The organism is Moritella marina ATCC 15381, from assembly GCF_008931805.1.
GTDB classification, from domain to species: Bacteria; Pseudomonadota; Gammaproteobacteria; order Enterobacterales; family Moritellaceae; genus Moritella; species Moritella marina.
On sequence record NZ_CP044399.1, the window covers coordinates 2,608,709 to 2,628,836 of the forward strand.

Here is a 20,128-nt window from a genome sequence, read left to right on the forward strand (position 1 = left end):
AGATTCGTCTAGGTAGAATATAAAAGCTGTTGCTTTTTACTGCACTTTTTACGCCAATTGAGGTCTCTTTATTACAATGACAGTGAAATGATAGATGCAATGATAGCCGCACCATCACCACAGCATGATAAGATATGCCACTTAAACCACTTACATAGGCTCCATAGAATATGCTTTCAGTAAAACCCTCGTTATCGGGATTTCAATATTTCCTACAAGGATTTGACTTGATCCGTCAACCTAAGCTAAGACCTTTTGTATTGATCCCATTATTAGTTAACTTGATTTTGTTCTCGGTTAGTTTTTACTTCTTATTTCAACAAATCGACGTTTGGTTGCTGCAGCTTGAAGCAAGTTTAGACTGGTTGAGCTGGTTGGTTTATATTATAAAACCCCTCGCCTTTATTGTTATACTGCTGGTCTTTGGTTTCTTTTTTGGTGCCATCGCCAATATTATTGCGGCGCCATTTAATGGCTTATTGGCAGAACAAACTGAGCTATTATTAAGTAATAAACCGCTACCAGAAATGAGTATCAAAGAGATCCTGTTAGATATCCCACGAGTACTGACGCGAGAGCTAAAAAAGATAAAATACTACATTCCGCGTGCGATTGGGTTACTGCTGTTATTTTTCATTCCCGTTGTCGGCCAAACCGTCGCACCGGTATTGTGGTTTATCTTCACCGCTTGGATGCTCGCGATCCAATACGCTGATTACACATTTGATAATAACAAAATCGGCTTTGACGAAATGCGTAGTGAATTATCATCAAACCGTATGCAGTCATTAAGCTTTGGTTCTATGGTGGCATTGTGCCAATCAATCCCAATCGTTAATTTCATGATCATGCCTGTTGCTGTTTGTGGTGCAACAGCGATGTGGGTAAGTAATAGCGATAACTCGCAGTAGTTTACGACCCCCGACATAGACATAGACTTAAAAACAAAAAGACCCCGTTAAACTCTGTATTTATCAGAGCAACGGGGTCTTTTTATTTAAGCGAGGTTTTAGTGTTAACGATTAACAGCGTTTTAATACCAGTGAGCCCACTGAATAACCCGCGCCAAACGAGCAGATTAATGCCAGATCACCACTCTCCACACCGTCTTGGTGTAAATGGAAAGCAATAATAGAACCTGCTGACGCCGTATTAGCGTAGGTATCTAGAATAATAGGCGCTTCAGTCGCAGATGGATCACGACCCATTAGCTTCTTCGCTAAATAATTATTCATATTGATATTGGCTTGATGTAACCACAAGCGTTTAAAGTTACTTGCTTGTAAATCTAAACCGCTTAACTGCTCTGTGATCAAGTTATATACCGTCGGTAATACTTCTTTAAATACCTTGCGGCCATTCTGCATAAAGAAGCTGGAATCAGCGTTAATATCAGCGCCTTCACTACGGCTTAAATAACCTAAGTTATTACGGATATTATTTGAATACTGGGTAAACAATTTGCTATCAATAATTTCATAACAAGTTTCACTGGTTGCAGTGGCTTTATCTTCAATCACTACCGCTGTACACACATCACCAAAAATGAAGTGGCTGTCACGATCTTTAAAGTTTAAATGCGCTGAACAAATTTCAGGGTTCACCACTAATGCGGCTTTACTACGGCCAGACTTAACCGCGTCCATCGCACTGGCAATAGCAAACGTTGCAGACGAACACGCCACGCTCATGTCATAGGCGAAACCATTAGCACCAAGGAAGTGTTGCAGTTCAACAGCCATTGCCGGATAAGCACGTTGGAAACCTGACGCGGCAAAGATAATTAAATCGATATCTTCTGCTTGTTTATTTGCAGCGGCGAGTGCTTGCTTTGCCGCAACCAATGCCATTTGTACGGTAATACTCGGTTCGTCATCGTTAATAGGCTGAAATACTGGGCGCATGATCGCAGGATCTAAAATGCCCGCTTTGCTCATCACAAAACGACTTTTAATACCCGATGCTTTTTCAATAAATTCACTGCTTGAGTGTGCTTTAGCTGTTACGTCACCCGCTTCAATTGCGGCGGCATTGTCAGCATTAAAATTGTCTACATAACGATTAAAGCTTGTTACTAGTTCATCATTACTGATTGCATCTGGAGGGGTAAATAACCCGCTACCACTAATTACTACATTACTCATTACATTGTCCTTTAGCGACCCATGGGTTGAATCACTATCAGCTAAATTGGGATACAGAGTTAACTAAACTAAAGCAAACTGTGTACTAGATCTAGCAGCGCATCCGACAAAAATGAAAAAATAGTCCCTTTGTAATCAAATTAATACTTTAAAAAACAGCGTGAACACTAAATTAACTTGTACGCTGGAACTAATCACCGCAATTTGGTCTATATATAAGAAGGTCTCAGCACCATACAACCGCATGTGAATGCTTTATATCAGCTTTATTAAGTGGTGGTAAAAATGGAATTTAAACACTATGCATAACTAATCGTTATAAGTTCTTATCATTTTAGAACCTAACGATATAACAAAACAGCATTTTCAATTTTCTAACTTATCAGTATGCTTAAACCATAAGTTAATTAATTCGTTCACAAAAAACAATTAGCAGATACGTATCGTTACTAAATACATATAAGTTACGCGTAATCATTATATAGGGAAATCCCATGAGCCAAATTTTACAAGACAACACACTATCTATCGGTAATACACCTCTAGTACGCTTAAACCGAGTGACTACAGGTAACGTGTTTGCCAAAATTGAAAGTCGTAATCCAAGTGCCAGCGTTAAATGCCGTATCGGTGCTAATATGATCTGGCAGGCAGAAAAAGACGGTATCTTAAAAGAAGGTATTGAGATTGTAGAACCAACAAGTGGTAATACTGGTATTGCATTAGCATTTGTTGCCGCAGCTCGTGGGTATAAACTAACATTAACGATGCCTAACACAATGAGTCTTGAACGTCGCAAGCTACTTAAAGCATTAGGTGCTAACCTTGTGTTGACTGATGGCGCAAAAGGCATGAAAGGCGCTATTGATAAAGCGGTTGAAATCCGAGATGCAAATCCTGAAACAACCATTTTATTACAACAATTTGAAAATCCAGCTAACCCAGCGATCCACGAACAAACAACGGGTCCAGAAATTTGGGAAGCGACAGACGGCCAAGTTGATGTATTAGTCGCTGGTGTAGGTACAGGTGGCACAATCACAGGTACTAGCCGCTACATTAAATTGAATAAAGGTAAAGATTTAGTATCGGTTGCGGTAGAGCCAACTAACTCACCAGTGATTAGCCAAGCAAAATCAGGTGAAGCATTAACGCCGGGTCCACATAAGATCCAAGGTATTGGCGCTGGTTTTATCCCAGGTAACCTAGATTTAGAAATGGTTGACCGTGTAGAACTCGTCTCAAACGAAGATTCTATCGAAATGGCACAACGTCTAATGAAAGAAGAAGGCATCCTAGCGGGTATCTCATCAGGTGCAGCGGTTGTTGCTGCTGCACGCTTAGCTGAATTACCTGAATATGCCGATAAAAACATTGTTGTTATTTTACCGTCCTCAGGTGAACGTTATTTAAGTACAGCATTATTTGATGGTGTATTTACTGAGCAAGAGCTCCAACAATAAACATAAAGATACGATAATAGTCACAACGATGCTGTTGTAGTTACAATAAATTAACAAGATTAACAAAAGCCGCACTAGCGGCTTTTTTTTATACAAAGCATTTTTTTTATTCCTGTTGATAGCCGTCACACTTTGCCATTTTTGTTGTAATTAAACTACAACAATGGCCTGAATTAGGGGTAATATAGCTACATCGCATTGTTTTGTAGTAAAACTTACGAAAACATGATCTATACCCATATTTTTTATAAAAAATAGTTATTTTACTCTGTAAAATTAGATTACACTTACATTTATGGTTATAGTAAAACACTCTTTTAGAATCGTTATTTTAAGGAAAAGTCATGTACCAAAAATCAGTTGAAATTATCGCACCAAACGGTCTTCACACTCGCCCTGCTGCTCTTTTCGTAAAAAAAGCAAAAGAATTCGAGTCAAAAATCTCTGTTGAAGCTGGCGGTAAATCTGCAAGCGCTACAAGCTTATTTAAATTACAAACGTTAGGCCTTTCTAAAGGTGTAACTATGACTATTTCTGCTGAAGGTACTGACGAGCAAGCGGCTGTTGAAGCGCTAGTTGCTCTTATGGATATCTTAGAATAGATCCCATTTGTCATTAACGTATTTTTTGTATTGAAGTAAGGAAAGGTTATGATATCAGGCATTCTCGCCTCACCAGGTATTGCTTTTGGTAAAGCACAATTATTCATTAACGAAGAAATTGTTCTTAACCAACAAACTATTGAAACTGCACAGATCGATGAACAAATAGCTATTTTTTTAGCTGCTAGGGATAAGTCTGCGATACAGCTTGAAGCTATCACGGAAATGGCACGCCAAACATTTGGCGATGAGAAAGCTGAAATCTTCGAAGGGCACATGATGCTACTAGAAGACGAAGAGTTAGAAGACGATATCGTAACCTTTATTAAGAAAAATAAAGCATCGGCAGATCTTGCTATTCACAGCATCATCGAAGAAAATGCTGAAATGATGGCTGCACTAGATGACCCATACTTAAGAGAACGCGCTGCAGATTTCCGTGATATCGGTAATCGCATCGTAAAAAATGCACTCGGTATGGAAATTGTTTCATTAAGCGCAATTGAAGATGAAGTCATTCTAATTGCTAGCGACTTAACACCGTCAGAAACAGCACAGATTAACCTAGATAAAATCTTAGGTTTCATCACTGACTTAGGTGGTCGTACCGCGCACACATCAATCATGGCGCGTTCATTAGAACTTCCAGCGATTGTTGGTACAGGCAACGTAACTGAAACTATCAAATCAGGTGATTTCGTTATCCTTGATGCCATTAACAATAGTGTTATTGTTAATCCATCAGAAGACGTAATTAAAGAATACAAAGCAACTCAAGCCCATTACCTTGCTGAAAAAGCAGAGCTGCTTAAAATGAAAGACTTACCTGCAATTACACTTGACGGTAAGCACGTGGAAGTATGTGGTAACGTTGGCACTGTAAAAGATTGTGCAGGTGTAATCCGTAATGGCGGCGAAGGCGTTGGTCTTTACCGTACAGAATTCCTCTTTATGGACCGTGATAGCTTACCAACTGAAGATGAACAGTTTGAAGCATACAAAGCGGTTGCAGAAAGCATGAATGGTCAGTCAGTGATCATCCGTACTATGGATATCGGTGGTGATAAAGACCTACCATACCTAAACTTACCAAAAGAAATGAACCCATTCTTGGGTTGGCGCGCGATCCGTATCTGTTTCGACCGTCCAGAAATTATGAATGCACAGCTACGCGCTATCTTACGTGCATCTGCATTCGGTAAAATCCGCATTATGTTCCCGATGATTATTTCTGTTGAAGAAATTCGTCTGCTTAAGGACATTCTAACGACACTGAAAGCTGAATTAACAGCTGAAGGTCACGCTTTCGATGCCGCAATCGAAACAGGTGTAATGGTTGAAACACCAGCAGCTGCAGCCATTGCGCATCACCTTATTAAAGAAGTAGACTTCTTTAGTATTGGTACTAACGATTTAACGCAGTACACACTTGCGGTAGACCGTGGTAACGAAATGATTTCAGACCTATATAACCCACTTACACCAGCGGTACTAACGCTGATTAAACAGGTTATTGACGCTTCACATGCTGCGGGCAAGTGGACAGGTATGTGTGGTGAACTTGCGGGTGATGAAACTGCAACACTACTATTACTTGGTATGGGCTTAGATGAGTTCTCTATGAGTGGCATCTCTATCCCTAAAGTAAAGAAAACAATCCGTAATGCTAACTTTGCTGATGTTAAAGAGTTAGCAGACCAAGCATTAAGCTGTGCAACTGCAGGTGAAATCCAAGAGTTAATCGCTCAGTTCACCAAACAACGCGCTGCTTGCTAATTATTTCAGTTTTCATAGCATCTAATCTTGTAAGATAATGCTATGATGACAACGTAAAGTTATTGGTTATGCACACTTAAAATAACCAATAACTATGTCTACCAAATTGCTAGGAGTTAAAAATGGGATTATTCGATAAACTAAAAAAACTGGTTTCAGACGACAGTAATGACAGCAATACGCTACACATTGTTTCTCCACTAGCCGGTGAAATCGTTGCTATCGAAGATGTGCCAGATGTTATCTTTGCTGAGAAAATTGTTGGTGACGGTATCGCTATCAACCCAACTGGTAACAAACTAGTTGCTCCAGTAACAGGTGAGATCGTAAAAATTTACGAAACTAACCACGCATTCGCAATTCGTTCTGACGAAGGTCTAGAAGTTCTAGTTCACTTCGGTTTAGATACAGTTGAATTACGCGGTGAAGGCTTCACACGTATCGCTGAGGAAGGTCAACATATCAATGCTGGTGAAACTATCATTGAATTCGATCTAGCACTACTAACTGAAAAAGCTAAATCAGTAATTACACCATGCATCATCTCAAACATGGATGAAATTAAGAGCATGGAGAAATTCTCTGGTTCAGTTGCACTAGGCGAAACGATTGTTCTTAAAGTTATTAAGGACTAGTACTTAACGTTATTGAAGACTTGTTCTTAACAATAACCTAGGTATGCAAAAAAGAGCTATAAGTAGCTCTTTTTTTTCGTCTGCGTTTAGTGTTGATAACATTTCAGCTATTCAGCTTAACTCGCCATCGATAATTGCATCACAGTGCAATTACGACCATCTCGTTTAGCTTGATACAAGGCTTTATCAGCCTCTTCTTCCAAGGCAAAGACATTAACGCTTTGCCCAACACTAATGCCAATACTCGCCGTTACCTTTATCGCTAGCGCTGCTTTAACAGTTGTATGGTCCATAATAATCAGGCGAATTTCTTCTGCCAAATTCTCTATTTTGCTGGCAGATATCAGCGGTGAATAAATACTAAACTCTTCGCCGCCTGTACGTGCATAAACACACATAGAACCACAGCTACTAGCAATAATATTGGCGATGTCTTTAATCACTAAATCCCCCACCGCATGTCCATACTCATCATTAATATTCTTAAAATGATCGATATCCAAAATCATCACAGCCGCTTCTTTATGTGGTGCTAAAGCGGCAATAGCATGTTGATAACCACGGCGATTATAAATATTAGCGAGCGGGTCAGTAAACGACATATGCTGTAATGAAAAAGCATTACGCTGAGTACAGAGCATCAAATAACAGAAAGTAAGAAAACACTGAGTCATTAGCATGTTAATACAAGCAATCGCCGTCGTGATCTCTACGCAATTAAGTAAAGGCTCTTCTTGTACTAACAGCACTAACCTTGTCACACTTAACAGCAACGATAACCCACAGGTCAACAGACAAATAACGCGTGTCATACCATATTGCTTGGCTTGATAACTGATTAAATAATGAGAGATAAAAAGAAAACTGATACTCGTGGAGGCAGTCGTCAAAACCGTTGTATACAATGGTAATAACTCAAAGCTTAAAGCGTATGCATAAAAAGGAACTATCAGTAAGCATTGTGTCGCGTAGAGCCACAATAACGATTGGTTTATTTGTAGGAAACGATGAAAACCATGTGCGATAAGGCAAACCGCCAAACAGAGTAATATATTGGGGCGTATGACATTAAGCCAAGTATGACTAGCATAACCTTCTAACTTAAATAACCATAATTGCTCCGCCATAATAAAGCTATAAGCTAGCACCAGTAAAGAGGAAATAAGCCAATAGCCGACCCCGTCATAGCGACGATTAGCAAGCCAAGTACATAACATGATGACGGCTAAAAATGACAATCCTATCGCAGTAAAAATGGTGATGGTAAACAAGTCGAGTAAGACTACAGGCATGGGTTCCATTAACGATTCATAAACTCTAAAAATTGATATTGACTGCTTAATTAAGGATAGGGAATTTACCGCACAAGCACTGGTTAAGCAAGTCGTTGGTTACTGCCTAACCAGTCATTCTACCGATTATTCGTTAGCGCCTAAATCTTAAATACTCTAGCAACATCTTGTAATGACGTAGCCAATTGTGCTTGTTCTCTTGCAGTCATGGCAATTTGATTCGCGCCCGTTGCCGACTCCATTGATTTTTGTTTGACGTTAACAATGTTTTCAGCAACATCTTGCGTGACCACAGACTGCTCTTCAATCGCAGTAGCTACTTGCTCTGTCATCGCGAAGATCTGATTTACTGCTGCGGTAATATCTTGCAATGTTTGTGCTACGCTTTTCGACTTAGCAACCGCATCCGCCGCTTTACTTTGACTCACTTCAATCACGTTAAAGGCCGCATTTGCATCTGCTTGCAACGCACTAATAAAACTCTCAATCTCGGCGGTTGATTCTTGAGTGCGTTTCGCTAATGTGCGTACCTCATCCGCAACCACAGCAAAGCCACGTCCTTGCTCGCCCGCACGTGCCGCCTCAATCGCCGCATTTAACGCGAGTAAGTTTGTTTGGTCAGCAACCGATTTAATGACATCGACCATATTGGTAATGTTGTTACTGCTGTTATGTAAATTGGTAATACGCTGGGCTAAACTATCAATCTCACTCGCTAATGTTTCTATTGACAGTGATGATTGCTGTACTATCTCGACCCCATCCGAGGCTTGTGTATCAACTTCTTTTGCCGAATCAGCCGTTAATTGAGTATTATGTGCGACTTCTTTGACTGTGGCAGATAACTCTTCAATCGCAGTCGCGATCAAACTGATACCATCTTGTTGCTCTACTAATGATGTAGAACTATATGCACAGGTTTGTGCAGTTTCTTCTGCTGCCGATGCGAGGGTAATACTGGATGTTGAAATGTTATCCATCGCCCCTGAAAATTGCGATAACGTCAAATTTAACGCCGTTGCGATCTGCCCGAGTTCGCTATTTCCTGCAAGCTGTGTTTGTACCGTCAGATCATTATTATCACGGACTTCGGTCATCACATTCATCAGCTCTTTTACCCGCGCCAATAAATCACGTATAGTAACAAAACTAATCATCGCTGAAATCACAATAATCAACAGACTAAATACAATATTTCTCGTCAGCGTTATCATCGCGTTATCACGATTGCGCTCAACCAAATTCAACAGGGATAATTCTAACGCATCCTGGATCGTTTTTAACTGGCCAATACGCGTACTTGCTTGTGCAAACCAATACTCTGCATCAACATTAAAGTCCGTTGATTTGGTTTTAGCTATCGTTCTTAACTTCAGCACTTCTTTAGCCGCTGCGCTATTTAACTGCTGTTCAAAGAACTGCTTATTACTCTCTGTTGCAAAGATTTTAAAATTATCAAAATAGGTTTCTTGCTCAATCACTAAGCCAATAAATTTAACAAAATTACCGGGGCCGAAGTGATCTTTAGAAAAGGTATTACTCAACACAGCACGTTCAATACCGGCACGCTCTTTACCTTGTAAAAAATTGTAATAGGCCACAGTCTCAGCCGTAATGCTCGCATCCGAACTCATCTCAACAATCAAACCAGACACACTCAATAACTTGGCATTTAACTTAGTGTAATAACCAAGTGCCGCCCCTAATTGAATATTCTGCGAATCGACTTTATTACGGATACCTTTCAGCATAGTTAAGTCTTGTTGAATGCTTGTTTGTAATTGTTTAATTTGGCGGTCAGATACTAGGTTGTTCTGTAAGAAGCGCATCAATTGAGCATGCTTTACATCAGTATCAGCACGTTGTTTACGCAGTTTACTGCTAAACTTAGTGCCGTTAGAACCAATGAATCCAGCGGTCATGCCACGTTCTTTTTGTAACTCATGGACTAACTCACTGTACTCAACAGAAAGCTCTGTGTACTGAGTTAAAACAGACATTTCTTTACTGGTTGCTAAACTTTGTGAAAGTGAAGAGACACTCAACCACAAAAAACCCAACATAGGTAAAGCCAATAACATAATAATTTTATGTTTAAACGAGATATCTGAAAATTTCATCACACTTCCTTAATTTTAAAAATGGCTGCACGCTTACTCAGCACGCCACAACATATAATTGAGAATAATACCTATTTATTTGTTAATTGTATAAACAATTATAAAACATAATGATATACATCAATTTTACTTAAATGAATTAACTCGTTCTATTATTACCCTTGAAATAACGTACAAATGTAAATCACCATAAGGATATCGCGTAATAGCTAACGCCAATGGAATTAAGTATTCCCATAGACAATAGCGATAGACGATAACTATCAAACCTAGCAGTTTAATCGATTATATCTATACATTTAAATTTTGCATAATAGTCACATCAACACGGAGTACAGTCTTCGTAACCAAGTTTACACAAAATAAGCGCGACAAACGACAACCGTTTTCGCAGACGCTTTCTAAGGCTTAATAATGAATATGATAAATGTAGATGTAGCAGTAATTGGTGGTGGTACAGCTGGACTTGGTGCATATCGAGCAGCAAAGTCACACTCAGACAGTGTCGTGATCATCGAAGGTGGCCCTTATGGTACAACCTGCGCCCGTGTTGGCTGCATGCCATCAAAACTGCTTATCGCCGCAGCAGAAAGTGTGCATCACATTAACAAAGCACCGGGCTTTGGTATCCACCCACAAGGTGAAACCTTAATTAACGGTGTTGAAGTCATGGCGCGAGTGAAAAGTGAACGCGACCGCTTTGTCGGCTTTGTTGTGGAAGGCGTCGATGAAATCCCAGAACAAGATAAAATTGCAGGCTACGCTAGCTTTTTAAACAACAATACCCTACTGGTTGGCGACCACACACAAATTAATGCCAAACGCATCGTCATTGCGACGGGGTCACGCCCTGCTTACCCTGCGGTATGGAATGAATTAGGCGATCGTCTCGTTATTAATGACGATGTATTTGAATGGGACGATCTACCAAAATCAATCGCGGTGTTTGGCCCCGGTGTGATTGGCTTAGAATTAGGGCAATCACTAAAGCGCCTTGGTGTGGAAGTCATCATGTTCGGTTTAGGCGGGCAAGTCGGTCCATTGACAGATCCAGGCGTCATGGCCTATGCGAATAAAGCTTTTAATGAAGAATTCTATCTTGATGCCGACGTTAAAGTTGAAAGCATGACGCGACAAGGTGAGCATGTTGAAATTAAATACTTAGATAAAAACCAAGTGCTACAAACAGTGAATGTTGAATATGTACTGGCAGCGACAGGTCGTCGTCCAAATGTTGATAAAATTGGCCTGCAAAATACCACCCTTGAATTAGACGAGCGTGGCGTACCAACAGCGGATTATTACACGATGCAAACATCGGTAGAAAGTATCTTTATTTCTGGTGATGCCAGCAATCAAATTCCACTGTTACACGAAGCGGCAGACCAAGCACGTATTGCCGGTGATAACGCCGGACGTTTCCCACAAATTCGAGCAGGTCTCCGCCGTAGCGTTATCTCGGCAGTATTTACCGATCCACAGATTGCGATGGTTGGTGAAACATACAAGCAGATAATTACCCGTCTAGGTAACTGTGGTTGTTTTGAAACAGGCAGTGTATCGTTCGAAAACCAAGGCCGTTCACGTGTAATGCTACGTAATAAAGGCTTACTACACGTGTATGCAGAACACGGGACAGGATTGTTTTTAGGCGCTGAAATGATAGGCCCAGATGCAGAGCATTTAGCGCACTTATTAGTATGGGCGCATCAGCAAAAAATGACCGTGTCGGAAATGTTAGACATGCCATTCTACCACCCAGTCATCGAAGAAGGGGTGAGAACAGCATTACGTGACCTCAACGCTAAATTACACCTAGGTCCAGACATGATTAAACATTGTATGGATTGTGGCCCAGGCTGTTAGTAACAGACTAGCTATAATAGCAGCCACACTACCCCAGTCACGCAATCGGTTTAGTCGCACTAGATTCGCGATTAAGGCTTGCCACTAAGCTATCGCGGTAACGCATTGTTGCTTTGAGCGTCTTGTGTACCGCGGCTGTATTTGACTGGCTATGTTGTTGAACATAGTCGGTCATACGCTTAATTTGCGCAGTGAGCTCATCTATCGTTACTTCAGTTTGTTGTTGCTCATTGCTTGCTAGAGTCAGCTTCCTTTCAACTATGCGCTTATTCTCAAACTTATCCATTATAATATTCCTTCATCCTTGTCATCCAACTATTTCTGCAACCCACATCCTAGGATATGCATGCTTAAACAACTATAACATAGCATATTTTATTTTAATGCTGCCTAGACTAGCGTATTAAAAAACGTAGGGAAAATAACAAAAAATTATAATTTATAGCCATTTTGTTCTGCCTATTTTAATCTCTAAACAGGCGAATTTGGCAATATCAATTATACTGTCATATTAGATTATTTGAAGTATTGAACTGCTACAGCTTTGTTTTCAGGAGTTGGACTATGTTTTCATTATTATTAAGAGTCATCTCACCTTTTTTTATTTTTCTCGGCATCATGTTTTTATATAGTTACGGCACGGGACAAGATAGTCGACAGATTCTCGACGCCTTACTAGATCTAGTCAGTTTGGTTGGCGCTCACATCGCTGATGCATTTAATCAGCCTTGATAGCGATTAATTTATATGTAACTAAAAAATGGCCAATTTAGCTGCGTTGATAATCTGTTCTGATACTTGTTTGTATAAACCTTTTAGCAAGATCCAACGATGCCAATAAAGTGGTATTGTCAGTTGTTTATCGGTTAATCTAACCAATTTTCCCGATGCTAACTCGGCCTTAATTTGCAACTCTGGAATCAAGCAATAGGCAACACCCGCATTCGCCATCGCAACAAATGCCTCTGACGAGCGCACGATATGACAAGGGTAACTCCCTCCAGCTAAATTAAAATGCTGCTGAATAAATTTGATGTGCATATCATCTTTATGATCAAACGATACCGCTGGTGCTTTCAATAATGCTTGCTGGGTGATCCCTAAAGGCAAATACTGCTGTACAAATTCAGGTGTCGCCACCAACGCGTAATTCAACTCACCCAATAATTTCGCTTCACAACCTGGTAACGGTTTATTTTGTAAACTCAACGCACCAAACGCCTCACCAGCTTTGACTTTCTCTAAGGTTCTCGCTTCATCCATAATATGCAGATTCAGCTCTATCGGGTATTGCTTTAATAAAGGCGCTAACGCCGGAATAAACCAAGTCGCTAAGCTATCCGCATTCAGTGCAATTGCCATCACAACTGATTTATCCGTCGAGGTTGCACTAATACTTGGCAATAACTCAGCTTCTAAATGTTGCACCTGCTTGTAATGTTTTAGCAAACGTTGACCAATGTCTGTCGCGACTATCGGTTGACTACGGATCAACACGGGTTGCGCAACAAACTCTTCCAACAACTTGATCCGCTGCGATACCGCGGGTTGTGATATACACAGTACATTCGCCGCACGTTCAAAACTTTGCTGCTCAATCACCACTTGTAAGGCATGTAATAATTTGTAATCCACAACGCATCCCCTTTTGTTATTGCTCTGACGCAGCGTTATAACATAAGTTAAATTTATCAATCATAATAATTATTAATTATACTTATCATGAAATGTTTTGTAATCTCGACAGCCTAATTTCTAGAGGTTCGTTATGATAACAGCAACAATTCAAGGACTACTGCTTGGCGGTAGCATGATCATTCCTATCGGCGCGCAGAACGCCTATATCTTAAATCAGGGCATAAAGCGTAATCACCATTTTTTAACCGCGACTATTTGTATTATCTGCGACGCCTTGTTAATTAGTGCAGGTGTGTTTGGTGCGGGCAGTTTATTGGCATTAAATCCCAACTTATTACACATTATCACCTGGGGTGGCATTGTATTTTTAACCAGTTATGGTGCACTCTCATTTCGCAGTGCATGGCGCTATCAATATGGTAAAACAGCCTTAGGTGGCGGGCATAAATCTCGTAAAATGGTGATCATGGCCACCCTCGCAGTTACCTTGCTCAACCCCCATGTGTATTTAGATACCGTAGTAGTCTTAGGTAGTGTCGGTAATCAGTTCACCGGTGATAGTCGTTTGGCTTTTGCGGGTGGCACGATCTTAGCCTCCATTTTATGGTTTTATGGTTTAGCTTTTAGTGCCGCAAAGTTTTCAGTTTGGTTAAACCAGCCAAAGGTACAGCGTGTTATCGACATAACAGTCGGTTGTATTATGTGGTTGATCGCCAGCAGCCTATATCGTAGTTTGTAATCGAAAACCCAAAATACGCGACTTTAAGTAAATCATTTAGTGCTTATTCTCCGAATTCTGAGATATTGTTCACTATACTTTGCGCTTACAGTGAAAAAGGCCGATAATCAGCCCATCTATCCAAACCGAGCTAAACACTAACTCAGTTTGGATATATTCCTATAACACCAGACAAAAGTTGAACATAAATGCGCTTAGATAAGTTTATTTGCCAAAGTACTAACCTGACCCGAACTCTTGCAAAGCGTGAGATTGCACGCAGCAACGTAAAAGTTGATGGCGAAGTTGTACGTAAAGCAGACTATAAAGTAACAGCTGACATGGATGTTTGGTTTAGTGGTAAATCATTAAGCCAACGCCCACCGCGTTATATCATGATGCATAAACCAGTCGATGTAATTTGCTCAACAGTAGATGAAGAGCATCAATCAGTGATCAGCTTAATCGAAGCAGACAAGCGAGATGAATTACACATCGCAGGTCGTCTTGATGTTGATACCACAGGTTTAGTATTAATTACAGATGATGGCCAATGGTCACATCGCGTTACATCACCTAAGCGTGAATGTAACAAACGTTACCGTGTACAGCTGGCTGAAGCGATTTCGCCAACAGCTGTTGCTGATTTTGAAGCCGGTATCCAACTGCGTAGCGAAGACAAACCTTGCCTGCCTGCAAAACTTGAGATCTTAAGCGAAAAAGAAGTATTGCTTACTATCCAAGAAGGTAAATACCACCAGGTTAAGCGTATGTTTGCCAGCCAAGGCAATAGCGTAGTTGGTTTACACCGCGAGCAAATCGGTGAGATCGTATTAGACCCAACACTGGAATTAGGTGAATGGCGTTACCTAACAGATGCAGAAGCTAAAAGCATCTAATCTGTTAAGTGTACAATGAAAAAAGCCCACATTAATTATGTTAATGTGGGCTTTTTTCTTACTGCCAATAATCTCTATTACTTGGTCGCTGTCACTTTGTACGCGCAGCGTCTTGCACCTTCGACAATATGTTCTTCACGTTCAACAGTCGCCATTCCCGCTAACAAGCTTTGGAATAAATTCAATTCAGAACGACAAAAATTAAGGCATGTCGATGCAGCAGCACAAATCGGACAATGGTTTTCCATCAGCCAATAAATATTACCGCAGTTAACTATATCCACATTGTCGTCAGAAACCTTGCAATTATCTTTAATAATGTTGCTATCATCGGTGATAACACCGCAATCCTCACCTATCATGACTGTTGCCATATAACCTTCTTCACTGCGTAATTCAGCCAAGGCTTCAAGCTTACCCAATAAATCAGAATGACCTGCTAGTCTGTCGCTGTACAGTACAAACGATGCCTGTTCTCGGTGCGCAATAAGTTGCTCAAGCCCGGTATCACCAAATATCACTTGCACTGAATCAATAAGCTGTACGGTCAACTCTTCATGGCGATCAGAAAAGTGGCTATTGCTCTGCTCCGTTAACGCCCAATAACGTGTTGGTCTGCCTCGTACGGCTTTCTTATCTTCAAAGCTAATATCACCGTCATCGGCTAACGCTTGTAAATGCTGGCGAACACCCATGGTCGTCAAGCCTAATTCACTCGCCAGTACCTTGGCGGTTAATGCCCCTTCGACCTTTAATAAGCTGAGAATTTTCTCACTGGTTTTTTCTTTCATATTAACTCCAACTATTCCACGCCCAATGACGGCCACTCTTATATATGCGATGAACAAGTTTATTCAGGTACATTTATAGCTGTATTATTGCCGATATAAATATTAAGTAAACTTTTTTATTTACTTTATTTTCAATTCAGGCTTTACAAACTTAAGTAAAGCGATTACCTTATTAAACAGTTAATAAACAAAAAGGTTTACTTAATATGAGATTAATTATCGTCAGTGGCAGTCAACGTCAACATTCAGAAAGTGCAAAAGTTGCGGCGTACATCGCCAGTGCAGCAGGCCAATATAAAACCGTTCAACATATCGAGCTGTGTAAATACCAACTACCCTTTTGGGATGGCGATGACAAAAGTAAATCTGCGCCAGGCTGTGACTGGCCAGTCATTAGCGAAGCACTGGTTAAGGCCGATGCGTTCGTGCTTATCACCCCAGAGTGGCAAGGTATGGCAACCCCCATATTAAAGAACTTTTTGATGATGTGCACACCTGATGACACAGCACATAAGCCCGCACTGTTAGTGTCAGTCGTCGGTGGTGTTAGTGGTGCTAATCCAATAGCAGAATTAAGAATGAATGGCTGTAAAAATAATAAGTTAGTAGCAATACCAGATCACTTAATCATTCGTAATGTCGGTGATGTATTAAATACTTTAGCAGATGAGGCCTTGAGTCACGAACCAGACCAAAGCATTCACCACCGAGACAAGAGTATCCGCCATCGAATTGGCTACAGCTTACATACACTGCACCTGTACAGCCAAGCATTGGGGAAAATTCGTCAGTGTCAGCAACAACAACCTTATGCTCAGCAAGAGCAGTACAGTTACGGCATGTAGACGCACAGTTTAAACATATATAGCTTTCATTTACAAAACTTAAGGACATCATCATGATACAACTAGAACACGTTAATTTAATTGTACGCGATATCGAAGAAACACTTATCTTTTACCGCGCCGCTTTTCCACATTGGTCAATACGAGGTGGTGACAAAGGTGAATGGTCAGGTAAACCAAGAAATTGGATTCATTTTGGTGATGATTACCAATATCTGGCTTTTGGTGATAATGGGGTTGGTGACAATCGAGATTTAGCTGGCCACCAAGTGGGACTAGCACATTTCGCTTACGTCACCGATGATATTGCAGGTATAATCAACCGCTTAAACGACGCAGGTTTTGCTATTGCCAAAGATGGTATGGAGGATGAATATCGCCAAAATATTTACTTCCTCGACCCAAATGGCTATGAAGTGGAGTTTGTACAATATAATACCGACATACCCAATTTAAGAAATCGTTATTGAATACCTTGCAGCGACACTGATACCACTATTTTATATAAGGTGGTATCAACCGAAGTAAAAATAATAAACCGTAAATACGATAAAAATAAAAACAGAGTATAATTAATACAATAAATATAAAGAACTTAATACTACAATATACTGCGTATACCACTTATGGGATAACGGCAATAATTAGCTAATATAAACATCCATTTTTTGTGATAAAACTCTCATTATAAATTTGAAGTTTTGCATAAACAGCAAATATAAGTGAACATAGTGTTGTGTATTCAACCCTATAAATGATCTAAGATCGCAGTAATGACAATTTCAAAACCCCAAACTCTTCGTAAAGCGGTGATGCTCCCTTTCACCTTACTGCTTTTGCTTACTGTGGCCGTACTCACTTTTGTTCAAAATAGTAATTATGAACGAATGCTCAATGAAATCAGTAGCAAATTACTCAGCTCCTACTCAGAAAATATCAGTAACAACCTAGATCGATTTTTAGAGCAGCCTTTTAATACCACGCTCACGATTGCCGATAGCATCCAGCGTAATCAACTCGATCAAACGGCAGATTTAAGTAAAATCGAAAATTATCTGCATGCCGCGATGACTGATATTTATAGTTCACAACAACAAATTAGCACCATTGCATTTGGTGATGAACACCAAAATTACGTCGGTTTTCGTCTGCACCGCGACAAATCACTTAGCTTAATGCTGCAAGATAAGCGCACCAATAATAGCCTTGATTTTTATAATGGCATTACCATTGATACACAGATTCATCACAGTATCCAAAGCTACGACCCAACAATACGACCTTGGTATGCACCTTTTGCTGAAAACAAAGCCGCAGGTTGGGCAAACATCTACAGTAATATTGATTCCGAAAAGACCTTTACGATTTCCAGTGCAGCTCCGGTTATACGCGATAATAAATTATTAGGTGTAGTCGCCACTGATATCGACTTACTGCAACTGTCACAATTTATCAAACCTGACAGTAGTGAATTCGGTGGTTTAACCTATATCACCAATGCCGATGGCGCTTTAATTGCCAACTCGTTACAAGCTCCATTAATCGATCCAGACAACCAGCATATCTTAGCAACTGATAGTGATAGCACACTCATCGCAATTAATGCAGCACAAATTATTGAGCAACAATTAGAAACAGATCAACATGCCGCAACATTCGAATTCAGCCATGACAGCATTCGTTATTTCAGTCGTATCAGCGCTTATAACAATAACAATTTGCAGTGGTATATTGTCGTTACACTACCAGAAGACGTCTTACTCGGAGGGTTACCAAGCCAGCAGCGTTTAGGTGTAGCAGCAGCACTTGTCCTCGCCTTCTTTGGCTTGTTAATGGGGTTATTTTTACTGCGAACTATCACGCAGCCGATTATGGATATTGCTGAAGTATCACAGCACTTAGACCATAACAACTGGGACGTCAGTATCGATGAAGGCATCAAATTACATGAAACAACTCTGCTTATTTCTGCATTCAAGTCAATGTCATCACGATTAGAACATTCGTTTACTACACTGCGTAAGCAGCTGCTATCAGACACGATGACCGGGCTATTAAGTCGTGATGGTTTTGTGGAAAGGCTACATAACCCGACCTCACAAAAGCAAGGGATCTTGGTGTTGCTTGGGCTACGCTCGTTCCGTCACATCAGTAATAGTTTAGGCCAACATAAAAGTGAGCAGTTACTCGTTGCTATCGCCAGTCGCTTGCAACAAAGTACGGCAGACAAAGTAACCATCAGCCGCATTGATAAGGATACCTTTGCGGTATTCTATCCTGACTTTATAGACCTTTCTCATAGCCATCAAGTTGCTGAAAAGTTACTAACCGACTTTAAAAATCCCTTTACCATTAACGGTACCGAAGTATTAGTGGGTGCTGACGCAGGGATAATGAGTGGTCAATTCGATAATATTGAGATCGATGTATGGTTACAAAATTCAAGCCTCGCACTGACCTATGCCGTGAAGCAAGAACAAGTAAAATGCTGCCATTATCAAGATTACATGATCGCAGCCTCACAAGAAAAAACCCGCTTAACAGCCGACTTACAGCGTGCTATCAGCAACAATGAATTTGCCGTATATTACCAGCCAGTCATTGATTTAACTAACGATACCATTGCCGGCGCCGAGGCCTTAGTACGCTGGCACAACCCAGTTCGAGGGCTCGTATCGCCACTAGACTTTATCCCCGTCGCCGAAGACACTGGTATGATTGTCGATATTGGTAAGCAAATCTTATTACAAGCCTGTACTGACACTAAAATGCAAATAGACAGCGGCCTGTGGCCAAGTGATTTCTCTCTACACGTAAATATGTCGGTACGCGAATTACTGCACCCAAATTATGTATTAAGAGTGAAAGAAATTCTGGCGTTAACCCAATTACCAGCCGCGAATCTGACCCTCGAAATAACCGAATCACGCTTAGTCAGTCAGCCATTATTAACCAATCAATTGCTGGGTGAGCTACGCGATTTAGGCATACATATTGCCATTGATGATTTTGGTACTGGCTATTCATCACTGGCTTACCTGACACAGCTGCAGTTCGATTCATTAAAGATAGACCGTTCTTTTGTCAGCCAAATGCTCGACAGTGATAACCACGCAGCGATCATAGCCGCCATTATTACGATGACAGAGACATTCAACTCCGACATTGTTGCAGAAGGTGTCGAAACAATTGAACAAGCCAACCACCTTAAAAGCCTAGGCTGTCGTTACGCACAAGGTTTTTATTATGCTCGCCCTAAACCACTCTCTGAGTGGGACATTACTCACGGTACTCGTGATTCACAACCACAGCATAATAGCCTAACTTAATTCACAACAG

General features: G+C 40.6%; 17 protein-coding genes. 11 read left to right on the forward strand and 6 right to left on the reverse strand.

Annotated elements, in window-relative coordinates:
• The first annotated feature begins 170 nt into the window (after window positions 1-170).
• Window positions 171-911 carry a sulfate transporter CysZ gene (cysZ, locus tag FR932_RS11700; protein ID WP_026032251.1) on the forward strand — a complete coding sequence of 247 codons (741 nt, stop codon included), beginning with the start codon at window positions 171-173 and terminating at the stop codon, window positions 909-911.
• A 111-nt stretch (window positions 912-1,022) separates the two neighbouring features.
• Here the strand turns inward: cysZ and FR932_RS11705 are convergent, their stop codons facing one another.
• Complete coding sequence (locus FR932_RS11705) at window positions 1,023-2,144, reverse strand: beta-ketoacyl-ACP synthase III (RefSeq protein WP_019442911.1); 1,122 nt, start codon at window positions 2,142-2,144, stop codon at window positions 1,023-1,025.
• A gap of 494 nt (window positions 2,145-2,638) precedes the next feature.
• Between FR932_RS11705 and cysK the strand changes: the two genes are divergently transcribed.
• The 4 genes from cysK (at window position 2,639) to crr (ending at window position 6,620) form a co-directional block, all read left to right on the forward strand.
• Window positions 2,639-3,607, forward strand: a complete 969-nt coding sequence (gene cysK, locus FR932_RS11710; RefSeq protein WP_019442912.1) for a cysteine synthase A — start codon at window positions 2,639-2,641, stop codon at window positions 3,605-3,607.
• Window positions 3,608-3,951: 344 nt separating this feature from the next.
• Window positions 3,952-4,209, forward strand: a complete 258-nt coding sequence (locus FR932_RS11715; protein ID WP_019442913.1) for an HPr family phosphocarrier protein — start codon at window positions 3,952-3,954, stop codon at window positions 4,207-4,209.
• Window positions 4,210-4,257: 48 nt separating this feature from the next.
• A complete protein-coding gene (gene ptsI, locus FR932_RS11720) occupies window positions 4,258-5,985 on the forward strand; it encodes a phosphoenolpyruvate-protein phosphotransferase PtsI (protein WP_019442914.1) in 1,728 nt (575 codons plus the stop codon).
• A 122-nt stretch (window positions 5,986-6,107) separates the two neighbouring features.
• Entirely contained in the window at window positions 6,108-6,620 is a 513-nt protein-coding gene (gene crr, locus FR932_RS11725; protein ID WP_019442915.1) for a PTS glucose transporter subunit IIA, read from the forward strand.
• Window positions 6,621-6,736: 116 nt separating this feature from the next.
• Here the strand turns inward: crr and FR932_RS11730 are convergent, their stop codons facing one another.
• Entirely contained in the window at window positions 6,737-7,912 is a 1,176-nt protein-coding gene (locus FR932_RS11730; protein WP_019442916.1) for a GGDEF domain-containing protein, read from the reverse strand.
• A gap of 140 nt (window positions 7,913-8,052) precedes the next feature.
• Window positions 8,053-10,032, reverse strand: coding sequence for a methyl-accepting chemotaxis protein (locus FR932_RS11735; RefSeq protein WP_019442917.1), 1,980 nt, complete (start codon window positions 10,030-10,032; stop codon window positions 8,053-8,055).
• Window positions 10,033-10,446: 414 nt separating this feature from the next.
• On the opposite strand from FR932_RS11735, the gene FR932_RS11740 reads away from it, so the two are divergent.
• The gene (locus FR932_RS11740) at window positions 10,447-11,898 is read left to right on the forward strand and encodes a dihydrolipoyl dehydrogenase (RefSeq protein ID WP_019442918.1); all 1,452 of its coding nucleotides are present in this window, start codon (window positions 10,447-10,449) and stop codon (window positions 11,896-11,898) included.
• A 37-nt stretch (window positions 11,899-11,935) separates the two neighbouring features.
• Here FR932_RS11740 and FR932_RS11745 read toward each other — a convergent pair whose 3' ends face one another.
• Both FR932_RS11745 and FR932_RS11755 read right to left on the reverse strand, forming a co-directional pair.
• Complete coding sequence (locus FR932_RS11745; RefSeq protein ID WP_019442919.1) at window positions 11,936-12,184, reverse strand: hypothetical protein; 249 nt, start codon at window positions 12,182-12,184, stop codon at window positions 11,936-11,938.
• A 467-nt stretch (window positions 12,185-12,651) separates the two neighbouring features.
• The gene (locus FR932_RS11755) at window positions 12,652-13,533 is read right to left on the reverse strand and encodes a LysR family transcriptional regulator ArgP (RefSeq protein WP_019442921.1); all 882 of its coding nucleotides are present in this window, start codon (window positions 13,531-13,533) and stop codon (window positions 12,652-12,654) included.
• Between the two features lie 133 nt (window positions 13,534-13,666).
• Here FR932_RS11755 and FR932_RS11760 point away from each other — a divergent pair, with 133 nt between their 5' ends.
• Both FR932_RS11760 and rsuA read left to right on the forward strand, forming a co-directional pair.
• Window positions 13,667-14,275: a LysE/ArgO family amino acid transporter gene (locus tag FR932_RS11760; protein WP_019442922.1), complete on the forward strand. Its 609-nt coding sequence runs from the start codon at window positions 13,667-13,669 to the stop codon at window positions 14,273-14,275.
• Between the two features lie 188 nt (window positions 14,276-14,463).
• On the forward strand, window positions 14,464-15,153 hold the full coding sequence (gene rsuA / locus FR932_RS11765) for a 16S rRNA pseudouridine(516) synthase RsuA (protein ID WP_019442923.1): 690 nt from the start codon (window positions 14,464-14,466) through the stop codon (window positions 15,151-15,153).
• A 77-nt stretch (window positions 15,154-15,230) separates the two neighbouring features.
• Here the strand turns inward: rsuA and FR932_RS11770 are convergent, their stop codons facing one another.
• Entirely contained in the window at window positions 15,231-15,944 is a 714-nt protein-coding gene (locus FR932_RS11770) for a helix-turn-helix transcriptional regulator (RefSeq protein WP_019442924.1), read from the reverse strand.
• Between the two features lie 206 nt (window positions 15,945-16,150).
• Between FR932_RS11770 and FR932_RS11775 the strand changes: the two genes are divergently transcribed.
• From FR932_RS11775 to FR932_RS11785, 3 genes are all read left to right on the forward strand, one after another.
• On the forward strand, window positions 16,151-16,789 hold the full coding sequence (locus tag FR932_RS11775; RefSeq protein ID WP_019442925.1) for an NADPH-dependent FMN reductase: 639 nt from the start codon (window positions 16,151-16,153) through the stop codon (window positions 16,787-16,789).
• A 53-nt stretch (window positions 16,790-16,842) separates the two neighbouring features.
• Complete coding sequence (locus FR932_RS11780; RefSeq protein ID WP_019442926.1) at window positions 16,843-17,259, forward strand: VOC family protein; 417 nt, start codon at window positions 16,843-16,845, stop codon at window positions 17,257-17,259.
• Between the two features lie 303 nt (window positions 17,260-17,562).
• Window positions 17,563-20,118: a bifunctional diguanylate cyclase/phosphodiesterase gene (locus FR932_RS11785; protein WP_019442927.1), complete on the forward strand. Its 2,556-nt coding sequence runs from the start codon at window positions 17,563-17,565 to the stop codon at window positions 20,116-20,118.
• The last annotated feature ends 10 nt before the right edge of the window (window positions 20,119-20,128 follow it).